The sequence below is a fragment of the Shewanella sp. MF05960 genome, assembly GCF_050849305.1.
In the GTDB taxonomy this organism is placed as follows: Bacteria; Pseudomonadota; Gammaproteobacteria; order Enterobacterales; family Shewanellaceae; genus Shewanella.
In genome coordinates this window covers 217,486-233,660 of sequence record NZ_JBOZPS010000008.1, presented here as the reverse complement: position 1 = coordinate 233,660, position 16,175 = coordinate 217,486, and the positions used below count along the sequence as shown (strand labels likewise).

General features: G+C 40.8%; 16 protein-coding genes. 9 read left to right on the top strand and 7 right to left on the bottom strand.

The window, feature by feature from the left end; genetic code table 11:
• Positions 1–16 precede the first annotated feature (16 nt).
• From ACROAE_RS10640 to ACROAE_RS10630, 3 genes are read right to left on the bottom strand one after another with little or no spacing between them, the layout of a single operon-like run.
• Complete coding sequence (locus tag ACROAE_RS10640) at positions 17–2,737, bottom strand: DEAD/DEAH box helicase (protein WP_432401562.1); 2,721 nt, start codon at positions 2,735–2,737, stop codon at positions 17–19.
• An 8-nt stretch (positions 2,738–2,745) separates the two neighbouring features.
• Entirely contained in the window at positions 2,746–3,519 is a 774-nt protein-coding gene (locus ACROAE_RS10635; RefSeq protein ID WP_432401520.1) for a Zn-ribbon-containing protein, read from the bottom strand.
• Between the two features lie 3 nt (positions 3,520–3,522).
• Positions 3,523–3,867 (bottom strand): hypothetical protein, encoded by a 345-nt coding sequence (locus tag ACROAE_RS10630; RefSeq protein ID WP_432401518.1) that lies wholly within the window; start codon positions 3,865–3,867, stop codon positions 3,523–3,525.
• Positions 3,868–4,026: 159 nt separating this feature from the next.
• On the opposite strand from ACROAE_RS10630, the gene ACROAE_RS10625 reads away from it, so the two are divergent.
• Positions 4,027–4,410: a DUF3192 domain-containing protein gene (locus ACROAE_RS10625; protein WP_432401515.1), complete on the top strand. Its 384-nt coding sequence runs from the start codon at positions 4,027–4,029 to the stop codon at positions 4,408–4,410.
• Positions 4,411–4,446: 36 nt separating this feature from the next.
• Here ACROAE_RS10625 and ACROAE_RS10620 read toward each other — a convergent pair whose 3' ends face one another.
• A complete protein-coding gene (locus tag ACROAE_RS10620) occupies positions 4,447–4,677 on the bottom strand; it encodes a DUF2789 domain-containing protein (protein ID WP_432401513.1) in 231 nt (76 codons plus the stop codon).
• A gap of 463 nt (positions 4,678–5,140) precedes the next feature.
• On the opposite strand from ACROAE_RS10620, the gene ACROAE_RS10615 reads away from it, so the two are divergent.
• Entirely contained in the window at positions 5,141–5,782 is a 642-nt protein-coding gene (locus ACROAE_RS10615; RefSeq protein ID WP_432401511.1) for a GNAT family N-acetyltransferase, read from the top strand.
• Positions 5,783–5,891: 109 nt separating this feature from the next.
• Positions 5,892–6,215 (top strand): Mpo1-like protein, encoded by a 324-nt coding sequence (locus tag ACROAE_RS10610; RefSeq protein ID WP_432401509.1) that lies wholly within the window; start codon positions 5,892–5,894, stop codon positions 6,213–6,215.
• Positions 6,216–7,021: 806 nt separating this feature from the next.
• Here the strand turns inward: ACROAE_RS10610 and ACROAE_RS10605 are convergent.
• Positions 7,022–8,221, bottom strand: coding sequence for an HD-GYP domain-containing protein (locus ACROAE_RS10605; protein WP_432401507.1), 1,200 nt, complete (start codon positions 8,219–8,221; stop codon positions 7,022–7,024).
• A gap of 1,083 nt (positions 8,222–9,304) precedes the next feature.
• Here ACROAE_RS10605 and ACROAE_RS10600 point away from each other — a divergent pair.
• Entirely contained in the window at positions 9,305–10,012 is a 708-nt protein-coding gene (locus ACROAE_RS10600) for a hypothetical protein (protein WP_432401505.1), read from the top strand.
• A 94-nt stretch (positions 10,013–10,106) separates the two neighbouring features.
• Here ACROAE_RS10600 and ACROAE_RS10595 read toward each other — a convergent pair whose 3' ends face one another.
• On the bottom strand, positions 10,107–10,493 hold the full coding sequence (locus tag ACROAE_RS10595; RefSeq protein ID WP_188959185.1) for a DUF3301 domain-containing protein: 387 nt from the start codon (positions 10,491–10,493) through the stop codon (positions 10,107–10,109).
• Positions 10,490–11,503, bottom strand: a complete 1,014-nt coding sequence (locus ACROAE_RS10590) for a DUF3549 family protein (RefSeq protein ID WP_432401503.1) — start codon at positions 11,501–11,503, stop codon at positions 10,490–10,492. Before ACROAE_RS10590 ends, ACROAE_RS10595 begins: the two co-directional genes overlap by 4 nt.
• A gap of 87 nt (positions 11,504–11,590) precedes the next feature.
• Here ACROAE_RS10590 and ACROAE_RS10585 point away from each other — a divergent pair, with 87 nt between their 5' ends.
• From ACROAE_RS10585 to purU, 5 genes are all read left to right on the top strand, one after another.
• A complete protein-coding gene (locus ACROAE_RS10585) occupies positions 11,591–11,914 on the top strand; it encodes a YqcC family protein (protein ID WP_432401501.1) in 324 nt (107 codons plus the stop codon).
• 41 nt (positions 11,915–11,955) lie between these two features.
• A complete protein-coding gene (truC, locus tag ACROAE_RS10580) occupies positions 11,956–12,831 on the top strand; it encodes a tRNA pseudouridine(65) synthase TruC (protein WP_432401499.1) in 876 nt (291 codons plus the stop codon).
• A gap of 389 nt (positions 12,832–13,220) precedes the next feature.
• Positions 13,221–13,685, top strand: a complete 465-nt coding sequence (locus ACROAE_RS10575) for a flavodoxin (RefSeq protein WP_432401497.1) — start codon at positions 13,221–13,223, stop codon at positions 13,683–13,685.
• Entirely contained in the window at positions 13,637–15,115 is a 1,479-nt protein-coding gene (locus ACROAE_RS10570; protein WP_432401495.1) for a PTS transporter subunit EIIC, read from the top strand. The genes ACROAE_RS10575 and ACROAE_RS10570 overlap by 49 nt, the downstream gene beginning before the upstream one ends.
• 175 nt (positions 15,116–15,290) lie before the next feature.
• Positions 15,291–16,160, top strand: a complete 870-nt coding sequence (purU, locus tag ACROAE_RS10565; protein ID WP_432401493.1) for a formyltetrahydrofolate deformylase — start codon at positions 15,291–15,293, stop codon at positions 16,158–16,160.
• Positions 16,161–16,175 lie beyond the last annotated feature (15 nt).

Here is a 16,175-nt window from a genome sequence, read left to right as displayed (position 1 = left end):
CTCGTAACATCCGCTTTTATGCTTCGCTTAGGTTATTGACTCTACATTCTAGTGTTTGGGTGATTTTATCTATACATGCTTGTTTATTAATAACCCACAATCCATAGCTTATTGGTAACACGTCAACACCGGCCCGTTTAAACAGCTTGTATGTTGTTAACTCAAAAAAGTGAGCCCAAGGCCCAGGAAAACCAATAAGATCAATCGCAAGGTATTTTTCTGCGAAACGACACAAGAGGTCTATCTCTGTGCCAGCAATGGCATATCCAGGCCAAGTATCAATATTATACTGTGTTAATGCCTCAATCAGTTCTTGTTGAAATGAGTCTATTTTTGAAGTCACGCTGTGTTTGGCATTAAAGGCCGTGATAGAAACAACATATTGGCGCAATAGGTAGTGTTCAGGCAGTAACGTGTCGTCAATAGACAAATAGATCAACTGCTTTTGACGTGCCCTGGTAATGGTGACGTTAAACACATCCGCTTTATTTAAATACGCGGCCGCACGTTTACTGTCGTTATCAATCGCAAATGAAATCAGCATGATATCCCGCTCTTCGCCTTGAAACCCAAACGGCGTGGCTGCGCGTATGTTGTGTTTAATCACATCTGTTTGAGGGATCTGTTGCTCAATCAATGTGGCGATATATTCAGCCTGTGCGCTAAAAGGCGAGATAACCCCAATACTGTGAGTTATGCCTGTTTGGGCATCTTGTATTATTTGATGTTGGATTTCTGCTAATAAACTTTGTGCTTCTAATGAGTTAACGCCTGCTGCGTCACGCGTACCCGCCACACGGTGAAGGTGTAAATTTCCTGAACGAGTGCACGGCCGATGTTGCATGATTTTTAATTTAGATTGATAAAAAGACTGGTTACTGAAATGAATAAGCTCAGGCTTACTTCTAAAGTGTTCATCTAAAAACGCCAACTCTTGTGCGCTAGCTAATGTTTTTAGTGCTAAATCTAAAATGGAGTTATCTCGATAACTGATGGCACCTGAGCTGTCATCAGGCACATTATTTTTGGCAAGCAATTGAGTTTGTTTGCTTCTGGCTAAAAAGGAATAGTGCGTTAATTGTTTGGTGTCACCGACAATCAATACACGTTTTGCGCGATACAGCGCAGGTAAACAACTGCTAATGTTGCATTGTGTTGCCTCGTCAATAATCACTAAATCAAACATTTCGCGATTCAGCGGCAATACTCTGTGTAGGCTGTTTAAGCTGGCGAGCCAGATGGGAAATGCGGCAAATAAGGTGGCGTATTCTATTTTTTCAAACAACGCGAGTTGTTTGCTGGACGTTCTACTGCGAATCGCTTGATTAAAGGCCTGTAGCGATTTACGGTGCTGATTAACTAATGTATTTACGTTATTCTTTTTTAGTGCATTAAGATATTCAGCTGCCAGTGTTTCACGGGTAACGGTGTGTTGACTGATGGTGTTTAACGCATCCCATTGATGATGCCACTGGTTTATTGAGCTTTGAGTAAAAAACAAATAAACCCGTTTTAACCATGTGGATTGTCGAGCTTGTAGTTGATGGAGGCGCAAACCTCGGCGAATAGACTTGCGACTGAACGCCATGAAACGTTTTTCCAGTTTTACCAGTAACCGTTGCAACTTATTCAGTTCGTCTTCACATGCTTGTGGGCTTTGACTTAAGTCATCGTTAAAATATCCCGCGAGTAAGTCTGCGGTATAGTCTTTTAATTGTTTTAAAAATGCTTTTTGTCCTGCACGAATAGACACTTCGCCCAAGTTAAAATTACGAGCCAACTTATCAGCAATCACATCAAGGGCGACATCATTATTGGCCACAATAAGCACCGACTCTCCGCGTGCCATATGTTCGGCAGCAACTGCCGCTATGGTGTAGCTTTTACCCGTTCCTGGCGGCCCCGATACGCAGCCTAAATCGGCATTGGCAGCGATATGAATCACTTTCTTTTGTGGCGTAGATAATAATCCGGGTAAAAAATCATATTTTAGCGTGGGTTCTCTGAGCTTTACAGCCTGATTTGCAAACGTATGGTTAAACAGCTTACAAATGGGTGCTGATTGTTCATTAGTGCTAATGATACTTTCTAATTCGTGAAGTACGCCGCGACTGCTCGATGACCGTTCCACAAAAAGTAGCATCGAAATAGGCAGTAGGTGGGGTACTTTTTGGGTTAACGCTTTTTTAATGTCTTGGTGTTTGGCAAGTTTTGGATAATTCAGTAATTCAAGTGAATGGATATCAATGTGATTACGGCTAAAGTATGAAGTCCAAAAAGACGGTGAATGTATGTCTTCATTGATGAGATCTTCTGAAAGCGCATTGTCTTCTGGCAGCAATTGTTGCAGCAGGGCTTCATTGATTTCAGTGTCTTCAGTTTGGGCCGAAAAATAGAAGTTATTATTTTCTTGCTCAATGGTGGCTTCGTTAAACAGCAGTGGTGATACAACTGTTTTGAGCTCACCTTTAATCGTCACTTTACCGACAAATAAGAATCGTGCATACAGCAGTATTCTTTCCCTTTGATACATTGCGACTCGTTTAAGCATGGGCTCGGCAAATTCTTGCGGAATGGGTAAGCGAGGTAAAAAACCCGTGCCTAATTCATCTTGCCCTTCAAGAATGAAACGATCTTCTTGTTTAAACTTGTTCACATTCCAAAGATTGATAGAGGCGCTATCTTCTTTATAACAATCTTTGTAGTAGGAAATAATCTGCTGATAACTCAATGGCACAATTCCATTTATTGATGATCCCAAGATAAGTTAGACACAATACGGCAAAGCTCGCACCTAAAGTGAAACATGTCTAATAACGGTTGTTCGAGCTTCCATTCATGTGAGCCGCAGCGCGGGCAAGGGCGGGTTAATTCTGCTTGTAATGATTCGCCGCCCACGCGATATAAATAATAGTAAGTGGGTATCTTAGTTAGGTATTCTATCCGCCCACGTAAATCCCAACCACGTCTAAATAGGTCACTGTCTGCCCGAGTGATTTCATCTAATGCCGCGAATTCTGCTTTGGTGGCTGCAGCCATTTGCAGTTCATCGCAGGCTTGCCATTCTGTTTGCCATTTTATGATGCGCTTATGATCACCATTAAACGTTGCAGGCAATTGATAAAGCGGGATAGGTAATAAGTTGTCACCATTGCGCAGTGGCGAGCACATGTGAACATAACTGGTATACAACAGTTGCCATGAAGGTGCGTCAGTGTTGCTGACTTCTGAGTTAATGTCTTGGCCTATCAATTTTTCTCTTGGCGCCAATAATTTTGCTGCAGTTAACCCCGCTAACGTCACTTTTACCCAAGGGCTATTATAACGATTCGATAAGCTGGTTTTTTCAGGTAACAACAAGCGAACTCTAAATTCACCATCGTTAAAAGCCACTGCAAACTCGCGTCCTAAAATTTGACCATTGGCGCGAAGGGCTTCTAATAATCCATTAATGGCTTTTTCTGCTGCATCAATAGTGGTGTCGGCAAAGCATTCAAAGCGAAGTTCTGTAACAAACATGGATTACGGTGCCTTCTTTTCGGTGATGGTTAAGACTTGTTGTTCTAATTCGCAGACTCTGTTAGTGAGTAAATCGATATGCTGTTGCATGGCGTCTATTTGTAATTGCAGCTTAGCGATAGGGTCTGCTGGTACGGTAGAGGATTGATCTTGTGCCGGGATATCGGCTAATTCAGGTAAGTTTTGCCATTCTGATTTCGGCAATGCTTTAAATTGTTGTAAGCCTTGGATCAATATCGGCATTGCAAAGCGATTGCCTAAACGACTTTTGATTAACGCTAAACTTGGAGTATGGCCATTGTTTGCTATCGCTTTTGCAGCAGCAAGCACTTGTTCAATTGGACTCATTGTTGGTTAAATTCCTTCATTATATGTAGCAATATTCACTAATTTATTTTTTATTGCATTAAAAATTATTTTAAATCAGTGCATTAAGTTTTGGCATGATTTTAGCTACAAGGATCTGTAATAACAATGCGGGTTATATTTTAACAAAAAGGATGCAACATGAAATCAAAACTTATTGCGGCAAGTGTCGTAGCGCTAATGTCAGTAGGATTAAGCGGCTGTGTGATTAGCGTAGGCGATCATGAATCAGGTAAAAGCCACGAGTATTGGGAAAAACAACAAGATAAAAATCGTGCTTTATTGGCTAACCTTGCACTCGGCATGACCAGCGAGCAAGTGGTGACATTAATGGGCACTGCCGATTTTAGTGAAGCATATTCAAAAAACAATTCAGCCAATACAGACCAGGCAATAAAAGTCTTATTTTATCGCACTCAATGGGCTAAAGGTGACGGTAAAACCACTAAAGATGAGTGCACCCCAATAGTCTTTAGAGACAATACCTTAGTTGGCTGGGGTGACACTGCTTTAGGGCAAATTTAAGCTGGTTTGAATCGGTCTGTTATTGTAAGAGTTCGGTTAACCTCTCATCATTACGTCCAATTGGTCGATAACTTCAGACCATTGGGCGTCTTCCATTAAAGCTTCTTTTATAAATGCCCGTTGACTTTGATTCCAACATTGGGCGTCAATCAACAGGGTGTGTGCGGCTAATTTGTTTCGGCTAACAAACTCATTAATATCTTGCTGTGAGTGCGCTAATCCGAGCTGCTGGAATAAGTGGCTTAAATCATTTTCTGTCGTATCCATTGAGACAACTCCTTTATATGACCCGTTAGAATTTCCAGTATTAATCTTCGATACCCAAATTGCAAAGAACTAATCAATAAAGCTATTTATTGATTATAAACCCAATCAACTTGAAGATACGTGTTTCAGAGCTTCACTGTGTTTTCAATACTAGGCACCTTATAAATTAGCGCAACAACGCTCTTGATTCAATAATCAGGGGAACACGGTGAAGCTCCCAAAGGGCAAGTTTTACACGCGTTTATGCTGCGTTATTGATTTTGGAAAGGGAATGACCATTACCCACAATCAATGCCTTGCCTAAACGCGTGTCAATTCTTGCTGAAATCGAACACCTTCAGGTTGTTTGGATATAAAGGTAAACCGTATTTGTTGATTGTTTCAATCTTGTTAACTTGCTAAGTTATTCACTTGTTAACTGAACAAGTTAAGCAAATGAGTCATCAAACAAGGAATAACAATAATGGATAACCCTACCTTGGAAACCCTACGTGCAGTGTATTTAACAGCTGAAGACTTACGTGTGGCGGCGTCAATTTTGTATAACGCATACCATGACGACCCCTATTTTATTGATGTTTTGGGGCAGCAAGATCAAGCGCAATATGAACAAAAACTGCGTGCAGCTATTCGTGAAGAACTCAATGAGCTGTGGCAACAAGAACAACCCTTAATTGGCTTATTTGATGATGAACGGCTCATTGGTGTCGCCTGCGTCATTACCCAACAAGTGCCATTAGGTGAAGCGCGATATTGGCATTGGCGTTTAAAAATGGTGTTAGGAACCGGTTGGAAATCAACCCAGGGCCTAATGGAAAAAGAGAACTGTATTTTGGAACATTTGCCTTCTGACAAATGTGGCATCTTACAATTTATTGCCCTAGCGCCCAATGAGCAAAATAAAGGCTATGGTGCAAGGTTAATTCAAGCGGTATTAAGTTGGTGTGATGAACAGCCTAAGCTTGATGGTATTGGTGTCTTTGTTACTCATCCTAAACATCATGATGTGTTTGTCCAGCAAGGGTTTAGCAGTATTGCTGAGGTCAATATTGGCAAGGTTGATGGCGAGATTTTATTTTATAACAAACTAGACGGATCGACTTAACCTTAGGATGACATGAGTGCGTAACTTCATTAAGTTAAGTGTTCATCAAATCTTATGTTTTTTGCCGTGCCAACACTAACACTAACACTAACACATTATGGAGTAGGTCATGCAGACCAAACGTTACAGTTCTTTTGCAGAGTTTTATCCATTTTACCTGTCGCAACATCAAGACCCTGTATGCCGCAGGTTACATTACATCGGCAGCAGTATTATTGTTGTGATTATTATAAATACACTGATAAATCAACATTGGTGGCAATTACTGCTTTTACCTGTCGTTGGGTATGGGTTTGCTTGGTTAGGCCATTTTATGTTTGAAAAAAATCGTCCTGCGACATTTACCTATCCGCTGTACAGTTTATGGGCTGATTGGGTGATGTTTGGGCAAATGTTAAAACGCCAGTGGCGTAACGTTATTGGGGCAAAATAGAGCCTAGCTCACACGCTTGTAAGCATTATCCTACATTGATGTAGGCATTCTTATCTAAAGTTGTGAGTGTTAATCGGGTGTAAAAATAAAAATGCGTTTATAAACAGTTGTTTGTTAGGCTTTTGTTGTTTTTTGTTATGTGAAAGTTTTGTTTCAGTCGGTTTTAGTGACTTTTCATGCAATGCTTTTTAGCTAGAATGTACCCATCGAAAGCGAATAATTAACTGGGTTTTCTTAGGATGAGAAACAAAGGTTAAATAGCTGAGATTTGAAATCAATTGTTAAGTCGACTTTCAAAGTCGATGGTTCAAGTAGTTTCTCGAAGCAGATTCTCGAAATAGATTCTCGAAATAGATTGTTAGTAAAGATTTTCAAGGATGATAGTAGGACACGCCCAAGGACATAGGGCATAAGCTCGGCAAATGGATAGCCGAATCAAGGAAGGGTGAAGCGAAAGCGACACAAGGATGAAAGGATAGGACTGCAGGATGCAGCATGGATGACTCAACGGATTGAATGCTCAGTCAATGGATAGGCTGTTCAATGGAATGACACTCATAAGATGCTTTGATTATATTCGTATAAACAAGGGTCACGGAAATGAGCAAAAAGGAAATGGACTGCTAGGATGCATGTTTTCATGGACGGCGCAGGGAGCACATTTCAGTAGGATGCTGACAAAAGTGTTACGGGCACAACCTTATAACTTAAGGTTGTGCCTTTTTGCTTTTTACGTTGCTAGTATTGTTGAGATTGAATTTTATTAAGTTGGCTCAATACATACTCTATGCGAATGTTTTTGCTACTCAATAAAATGAAGATGGATCTATATCTAGACTACTTGGCGATATTCCTCGTTCAATATTGAGGTCACACTTTAATAAATCAACCATCTTAATATCAATGTAACGTTTATGTTTGAGTGAATAGAAACACTTTACAATGGGTTGAAGTACATTTCGGCCTTTTGCTTCCCATACAATACCGACACGTTCATCGGACAGCACAACTAATGAGCCAACCGGATAGACTCCAACACAGCGTATAAACTCATAAACTAGCTCTTGATCCAAGTGAAATGGTGTTAAGCTCATAAGGGTTTTAAATGAGGCTGCAGGGCTCATCGCCTCTTTATAGGTTCGTGTTGCAGTTAATGCATCATAGATGTCAATAATACAACTCATTCTTCCATGTACTGGGATTTCATCTCCCTTCAATCCTTTTGGGTAGCCACGTCCATCGATTTTTTCGTGGTGCATCAAACACACATCTTTGCTTATTTGTGACAAACCCTTAGTGTCTTCCATTATTTCAATTGCGAAAACCTGGTGCAATTTCATATGTTCGAGTTCTTCAGGTGTTAACTTTCCTGGTTTATGAAGAATATGATCATCGATTCTTATTTTGCCGATATCATGCAGAATGCCTCCAATAGCCAGTTGCCTAAGAATGTCGATATCCAATTTGAGATGATGCCCAAAAGTAACAAGCAAAAATGCGACGTTTATAGCATGCTCCAGTAAATAAGCATCTTTAGTCCGCAGCGCTAATACACATTGAAAAGCGTCTTCATTGGTCAAAACAGATTCAATCATATTGTTGATAATATGATCGAACTGATTAACGTTAATATCTTTACCTTCATAGGTATCAGATAAAAACTTCTGAATTAAACTTTTTGCTTCAGCTAGCAGTTTTTTAGCTTGGATCTGCTGGCTTGCTCTTGTTGTGGTGGGTTTTCGAGCTAGTGGATTTGATAAGGAATTTGATTTGTCTCGCGGCTTTAAGCCACAATGATTTGATGAACGCTTAATATCTACCCAGACACGTAATACATTGCTTTTTTTGAGTGTTAATATTGCATCTTGGTATTTTAATTGGCCGGGGTTTCGGATCTCGATCTTGCTTTGGTCGCGATCAATCGCGGTAATGAACATGCCAATGGTTAGTTGATCGATAGGGATTATAATGACATTGCTGACATCATCTATTTCGGAATTATTCAAGCCTATTTCCCCTCCTTACTAGTACGCAACATGGTGTTAATATTTTGTTACATGTTAACACGGTTACTTATTTATCTCTATTCGTAGATTGACATGAGCGGAGTTATCTATGGTAGCCGTTTTACTCTTTAATAATTTTAATTGCGATGGTGCCAGGGCATGCCAATAAATATAAGTGTGATAATAATGACAACTTAGCTTTTATATCATTCTCGCAGACAAACAACTTCCTCGACCATCACAAAACAGGCACTTGGTGTGCGATATCACTGTTATTACCCTTTCAACGTCTAGAATGTAGCTTAAATGTTAACTAGATATTACCTATTTCGCTCGCTCTCTTGTAAGAGATATCGCACAAAGAGTGTGAGACTAATCACTTTATTATTGAGAAAATAAACCACGAAAATCCTAACTCACTAATTATTAATGATTTAATTTATTATGCAATCGCGGTGGTGTTTTATTCATTAAGAGGTATCTGTTTACGTAGAGGTAAATGAATTATTATTTATCTCGTTCCTAGGACGGGGACATTTCAAGGAAGTTAGCTGGTCATGATGACCCAATGTAAACGGATGTTATGGACGAATTACAGTTTCAGGATGAAACGCAAAACACGTTATAAGCGTTAAGTGAACAACGGGTTTTAAACATTATCAGGATGATAATGTTGCAGGATGCAAAATACTCAGCAAATGATTTGCTACAGGATAGGTAAAAATTTCATGGATGATATAAGGACACGCTTAGGATTGAGCAGGCTCGGTCAATGGATAATCGAGTAAGAAGGAAAGTACGTAAGTACACGGAACATCATGGAATGACCAAGGATTGAGCAGGATGCAAGTTAGACGCATGGATGGTGCAGGGAGCACTTAAATAGCGGGAAAGCTTAACAAGAGATATAAAGGCCGCGACAGTTACTGTCGCGGCCTTTCTTTTGGCTTTTTTCAGGGTGATGGAACTTTGTAGTGATATGTTGTCCAATTGTAAAGTGCCGATGTGGATGATTTAAATCTATGGTTTAAGCACCTCATTTGACTGCACAACATCTAAGTCATCATTGTACAAGGAGATAGCATGAAAGGGTTTCAAATTGCACTACTGATAGGGTTTTCATTGGTTTGCTATCACGCCAATGCACAGGTGAGCGAAGAGCAACAACAATGGGTTGAGCAAGCGTTAAACGATCTCAATAGTAATAATGACCATACCAAGGTGCTTTGGCAGTATTCACAGCAAACAGTGATGCCAGACATGACACGTATTGAACAATTCAATGCATCCTTACCTGAGGCAGAACGTTGGCGTTTGGTGTCTGAAAATGGCGATGCTCCGAGTAAAGAGCGCTTAACTGAATACCGAGAACGTCAACAAGAGCTGGAGACAGATAAAGATGAGACTAGCTATGAATTGGCGTTTTCTGATTTAATTGATTTGTCGACATTGGTTTTTGTCGGCGAGGATGACATAAATCTGTCATTCACATTTACACCCAGTATTGATGAGCTAGACAATAACGCATTAGCGGGCGTGCTTTATTTGGATAAAACATCCAAGCATTTACGTAAAATTCTCATCAGTAATACCGACGAGTTAAACCCTGCATTTTCAGTTACCCTGACTACATTTGAACTTGAATTACGTTTTGATGTGTTTGAGGGACTCGTGATGCCAGCCCACACGTCAACGACCATTAGCGGGACTGCGGCAATTTTTAAGTCGCTCGACAGTATTCAAACTGTGACGTACAGCGATTACAAAGTGCTTAATAAACCACAAACTTAATGATGATACCACTCAATAAAAAACGCTATTTTTTGCAAAATAGCGTTTTTTTATATTCATCTTTAGTTCTGTTGTTCAAAAAGTAGAACGGCTTTTAATGACATTTACCTGAGTCGCAACTTTTACTGCTGCCGCATCCACCAAATTTACCGCTTGCGGTAGGAGACTCCATCCATTCTGGTTCAGGAAAAATTGGCCATTCAATTTTTTTAGCTCGATTACCGTGCATCATAATATGACCTCGGTATTGGTTAATACCGTCGGTGCTGAATTCAAACATAAAGGTGGCTTTCCAACAAATACCGGTACTGCCTCCAATGCTTGGACGAGCAGACTCCATAGCAATCGCTAATAGTTGCACATTTTGTTTTTTACATGATTGCTCGGCAATGGTTCTGCTCAGTTCGGCCATTTGTCTTAATTGCCAAAAAAATGCGCCAACAACGACTAAAGCAACAAATAATAAAAAATCACTCATCATAGGCTGGTTGCCTTAAATAATCCGCCGATAGCGGTAGCTAATTGAATGCTGCGGTCTGGATGACGTAAATCAGTGAGTAATCCTTGACGCAAGCTAGGTATTGCTACGATATCAGCAAATACCTGGTTAAAGAAGTGTTGTGGTTGTTTTGCCAAAGCTTCTAAATAGTCTTTGCGAGTCGTGTCATCTTTCAATGCCAACCAGTTACGTGCCGCAATGGTAATTAAGTGATTATCGTTTAACAATTGTTGTTCATTTAGCTGCTTAATGGCCGCCATGCTCAATTGCGTATCTGAGGCTAATGCTGCAAGGTACATCACTTTTAAGTCAGCTTCAGCTTGTGATAATCGCTGTAATAATCGCTCAGCTAGCCGTTTATCAATCGTGATATGTTCTAAGCACTGACACAATGCGGCTTGTACCTCAACGGGAGCTTGGTCGAATGCATTAATGATGTCATCAAGATGGTCAAACTGATGTGCGCGAACGCAAATATCCGCTAAACCTTGTAGGCCTAATTGTTGCCATGTGTCAGCGGGTGCTTGACCTGATAAATATTGGGCGGCAAATTCATATTGGCTCGATGCACTTTGGCCAAGTTGCAATCTCACCAAGGCATTAAACAGTGCCAGTTTATTTTGATTGGGTTTAAAACTAAAAGGATGATTCGCTAATTGTTCTTGCTGTTCATCGCTTAATGCCTGGGTTGGATCGCGTCCGAGTGCCTCTAAAATCATTTTGATAAATTGAGTACGCGGAGCAGGTGATAATAAGCCTTGCTCGTCTAACGGTAACTTTACAAACCAAATATAAGGCTGTTGCTGTTGTTGCCAAAATACAATCGCAAATTGCGCATGCCCTTGAATAGGGTACGGATACGGCGCTAATAAAGAATCGATTTGGTGAAATGCCAACATATCAATGTGCTGAACACGGCGGCCTAAATCATAAATTTGGAACTGGGTATTGGCGGTGGTCAGAAATTGGCTAAGGGTGGTTATTTCGGTCATGGTATCTTCACTAAATCAAACAAGTTGGATGGGTATTCAAGAAGCTAGATGATATCATAAACAGACATTGCCTCGATATTGTCGTTCATGTTTATGCTTTATTTAGCCAGTAAAAACCATTTAATTAAATTAGAACAACTGCTTAAACAGTGTCAGATTTGGTCAGATACACCTCCTAGTGCAGCCGCTATGGCAAGTCATGCGCCATTTGCTTGCGATACCATGGCATTTGAACAATGGGTGCAGTTTATTTTTATTCCTAAAATGACTGAACTGATTGCTCTAAAGCATCCATTACCCACCACAATGGCAATCGCCCCTATGGCAGAACAATTGTGGCAAGGTATGCCGCAGCGCAACGTGATTATTGTTCACCTGCAAGCATTTGATGTGTTGTTGAGCCAGCAATAAGTCGCAATTAATTATTATTTTTAGACCTAAGTGATTCCAAGATGAATGCCAAAGAAACGAATGCCAAACTCGCGATTGATAACGATGAGTTATATGACCCGCAATTTGTAGAAGACACAGAAGCGTTGATTGATAGCGATGTCGATTCAGACGAGCAACCGCCAAAGATAGAAATATTATTTGAAGATGAACATATTGTGGCGATTCATAAACCGGCAGGATTATTGGTCCATCGCAGTTATTTAGCGCGAAGAGAGCGTTTTTTTGCTATGCAAATGACCCGTGACTTGGTCGGGTGTCATGTCTTTCCTGTACACCGTTTAGACCGACCAACATCTGGGGTTTTGTTGTTTGCAAAATCCAGTGATGTTGCACGTCAGTTGTGCGAACAGTTTGCCGATCACAGCATTAAAAAACAATACTTGGCGATTGTGCGCGGTAATATGCACGAGTCTGGCACTTTAGATTACGCCTTAAAACAAGAGTTTGACGATTTAGGGGACAAACACGTCGACCCTAATAAAGCCGCGCAAGAGGCGGTAACCGATTTTCAGCCGCTGTTGAATACCGAAATACCGTTTAGCTCAGGTCGTTACCCTAGTAGTCGCTATGCGTTAATCCGTTTAAGTCCTCATACTGGCCGTAAACATCAATTACGTCGGCATATGGCGCATTTACGCCATCCTATCGTGGGCGATACAACTCATGGTGATGGTAAGCAGAATAAGTTTTTTAGAGAACACTTTGCCATTAACCGATTATGGCTCATTGCTAAAAGTTTGCAGTTTGTCCATCCGGTGACTCAACAAGCGATGCATATCGAAGCTGAATTAGAGGTTGAGTGGTTAAGTATTTTTGAGGCGTTTGGCTGGGATGATGATCAATTATCGTCAATGCCGAGTATGTTACTGAGCTAATCAATATTATGATGGGATCAGTAATAAGCAGGGTTGCGTAGTGCTGAAATTACTCCATATGGTCTGCAATTGCCTTCTTCAGCTTTTCGAATTCTGCAATAGGAGGCAACAGTTCGTGATTTTTCTGTTCAATATGGAAATAATAATTACGGCGGATGTGGGCGAATTTATGCTGTAGTTTGAGTTTTCGTTTTCTACTGACTTGTCGCATAGTACTGTTTCCGTAATGTCTTTGTTTACTTAGAGCGCATCAATTATTGCTCTATCTATATTTTACATGCGTTATAAAAGGCACTTGCGAGAACCTTAGCGAATAAAGTAAGTTGTTCACTCTCAACGCATTTTATATCACATTTTATATCGGATTTGATTTAAGGGGATAGTGTACCATGAAAAAGGTCAATGTTGTTTTTGGTACTGTTTATGGTAGTGCTCAATATACTGCCGAAACTGTTACGGGTGCCATTGCAAAATTAGGGTTTACCACTACACTTTGGCAACCTAATGAATTACTTGGTTTTGTGCCACCACAAGATGAGTTGTTAATGGTTGTGTGCTCTACCACCGGGCAAGGTGATATCCCTGAAGATATTGCGCCTTGGTTTAATGAGCTAAAAAATAATGCACCTTATTTACCGTCACTTAAATACAGTTTAATTGGTTTAGGTGATTCAAGTTATGAAACATTTTGCGGTGCAATCAAACAGTTTGATGAATTATTTATTGAGCTAGGCGCTAAGCCGCTACTCGATAAATTAGAAATTGATGCATGCGAAACAATGGAACCTGAAATTGAAGCAAAAACATGGATAGCCAGTTGGCACAACGCGGTCACATCGGCAAACGCAGCCTAAGATTTTTTACACAACAATGGTTTAAATTTGCACAGCGCTTAAGCCAAGCGCTGTTGATCCCTATTGCTATTTTACCCGCAGCAGGCGTTATGCTTGGTCTTACGGTAAACCCGTTACCGTTTATTCCCTCTGAACTCAATATTGTGCTGTCTGCGGTAGGCAATTTGGTGTTTACCATGATGCCACTGCTGTTTAGCGTGGCCATCGCTATCGGTTTTTGCCGTGATCAGGGGATTGCTGCATTTTCAGCCGTATTTGGTTTTGGCGTGTTTTTATCGACAATGGGGGCGCTAACCGATATTTATGGCTTAGTATCGCGTCCATTATGGGGAATGCAAACCATCGATACCGGGATAGCTGGTGGTATGCTCGTGGGTGGCATCACTTGCCTTGCGGTTAGTTTTAGCCAGCATGTGAAGTTACCTGCCATATTTTCATTTTTTGAGGGCCGTCGAAGCGCACCTATTATCGTTATTCCGTTATCCATGATGTTGGCTTATGTGTTAAGTCATGTATGGCCGCCTTTATCTCTCGTGATTGAGCATTTATCCGACTGGGCTGTTTATCAAGATCCTGCTATTGCCTTTGGCGTGTATGGCACCGTAGAGCGCTTGCTCATTCCCTTAGGCTTGCATCATATTTGGAATGCACCATTTTATCTCGAAGTGGGTCAATACATTAACGAGGGCACAGTTGTAAGAGGCGAGGTTGCTCGTTACCTGGCTGGCGATCCATTAGCGGGTAATTTGGCCGGCGGTTATTTAATTAAAATGTGGGGATTGCCTGCAGCGGCATTGGCGATTTGGCGTTGTGCAGATAAGTCAGAGCGTAATCGTGTTGCCGGTATTATGCTCTCTGCAGCCACAGCGAGTTGGTTGACTGGGGTGACTGAACCCATTGAATTTGCATTTATGTTTATCGCGCCGTTATTGTTTTTCGTCCATGCTTTACTCACGGGTATTGCCTATAGCGTGTGTATATTATTAGAAGTCCACCACAGTATTGTGTTTTCTCATGGTTTGGTGGATTTCAGTTTGCTCTTTTCTCGTTCAGCCAATACCTATTGGATTTGGGTCCTCGGTCCCATTACTGCCATTATTTACTATGCTCTTTTTCGGGCCAGTATTTTAGCTTTTAACTTAAAAACTCCTGGGCGTATAGAGCAAACCGATGGGGTATCAGGACCCAAAGAAAGCTTGCGAGCGATGATTTCAGCGTTAGGTGGCCGCGACAATATTGTTGAAATTAATGCCTGTTTAACCCGTTTACGCATTAGTGTAAATCAAGCGGATTTAATTGATAAAGCCCGTTTAATGCGCCTGGGCGCAAAAGGCGTAGTGGTGATGGGAAAAGGTGTGCAGGTCGTCTATGGCACTAAAGCTGAATCGTTACGTAAATTGCTGCAAAAATATCTCGATTCTCGAAAATAACGTGATGTAAATTAACCACTCTTTGACTGTTCTTTCATGATTGCGTAGCAAATGGTGTCAAAATGCGCTTTTTTGAGTCTTTATGAGAATTTATCATTAAAAAACCTCCCCAAAGATGCATATTCAGTGGCAAACTGACAAGGTTAATCTTAATCGTAATACGGGAGCAGTAAGCGTGAGTCATCAATTAAATAAAACCAGTCCAACCGAATTACAGCGTAAAGTCTTAATTACTGACTGTGCTGATGCGAAAGGGTTAATCGCAAAAATTACTCATGTGTGTTTTGCCAATCAGCTCAATATCATTAAAAACACTGAGTTTGTCGATCATGCTCAAGGGCGTTTTTTTATGCGTGCAGAGCTTGAAGGCCACTTCGATGATGAGCGTTTGTTATCTGAATTACGCGCGGTGTTACCAGCGCAAAACCACATGAAGCTGGTGGAAATGTGTACCAAACGCATTGTGATTATGGTGACAAAAGAAGCGCATTGCTTAGGCGATATTTTAATGAAGTCTTATTATGGCGGCTTAGATGTTGAGATAGCCGCAGTGGTTGGCAATTATGATGTATTACAACCATTGACTGAAAAATTCGATATTCCATTTCACTATGTCAGTCATGAAGGATTAAACCGTCAAGAACATGAGCAAGCGATGCTCAAGGTCATTAAACCTTACGATCCTGATTTTGTTGTCCTGGCTAAATACATGCGTGTATTGACCCCTGAGTTTGTCACTGCGTTTGCGGATAAAATCATTAATATTCATCATTCATTTTTACCCGCATTTATTGGTGCATCGCCGTATAAACAAGCGTGGGATCGTGGGGTTAAAATTATTGGTGCGACTGCGCATTTCGTTAATAATCATCTGGACGAAGGGCCGATTATTAAGCAGGATGTTATTTCAGTTGATCACAGTTATAGCGCTGAAGAGCTTGCACATAATGGTCGCGATGTAGAAAAAAGCGTACTCAGTAAAGCATTGCAATTAGTGCTAAATGAACAAGTTGTGGTGTACGGCAACAAAACCGTCGTTTTTTAGTATTTGAGTCGGCAT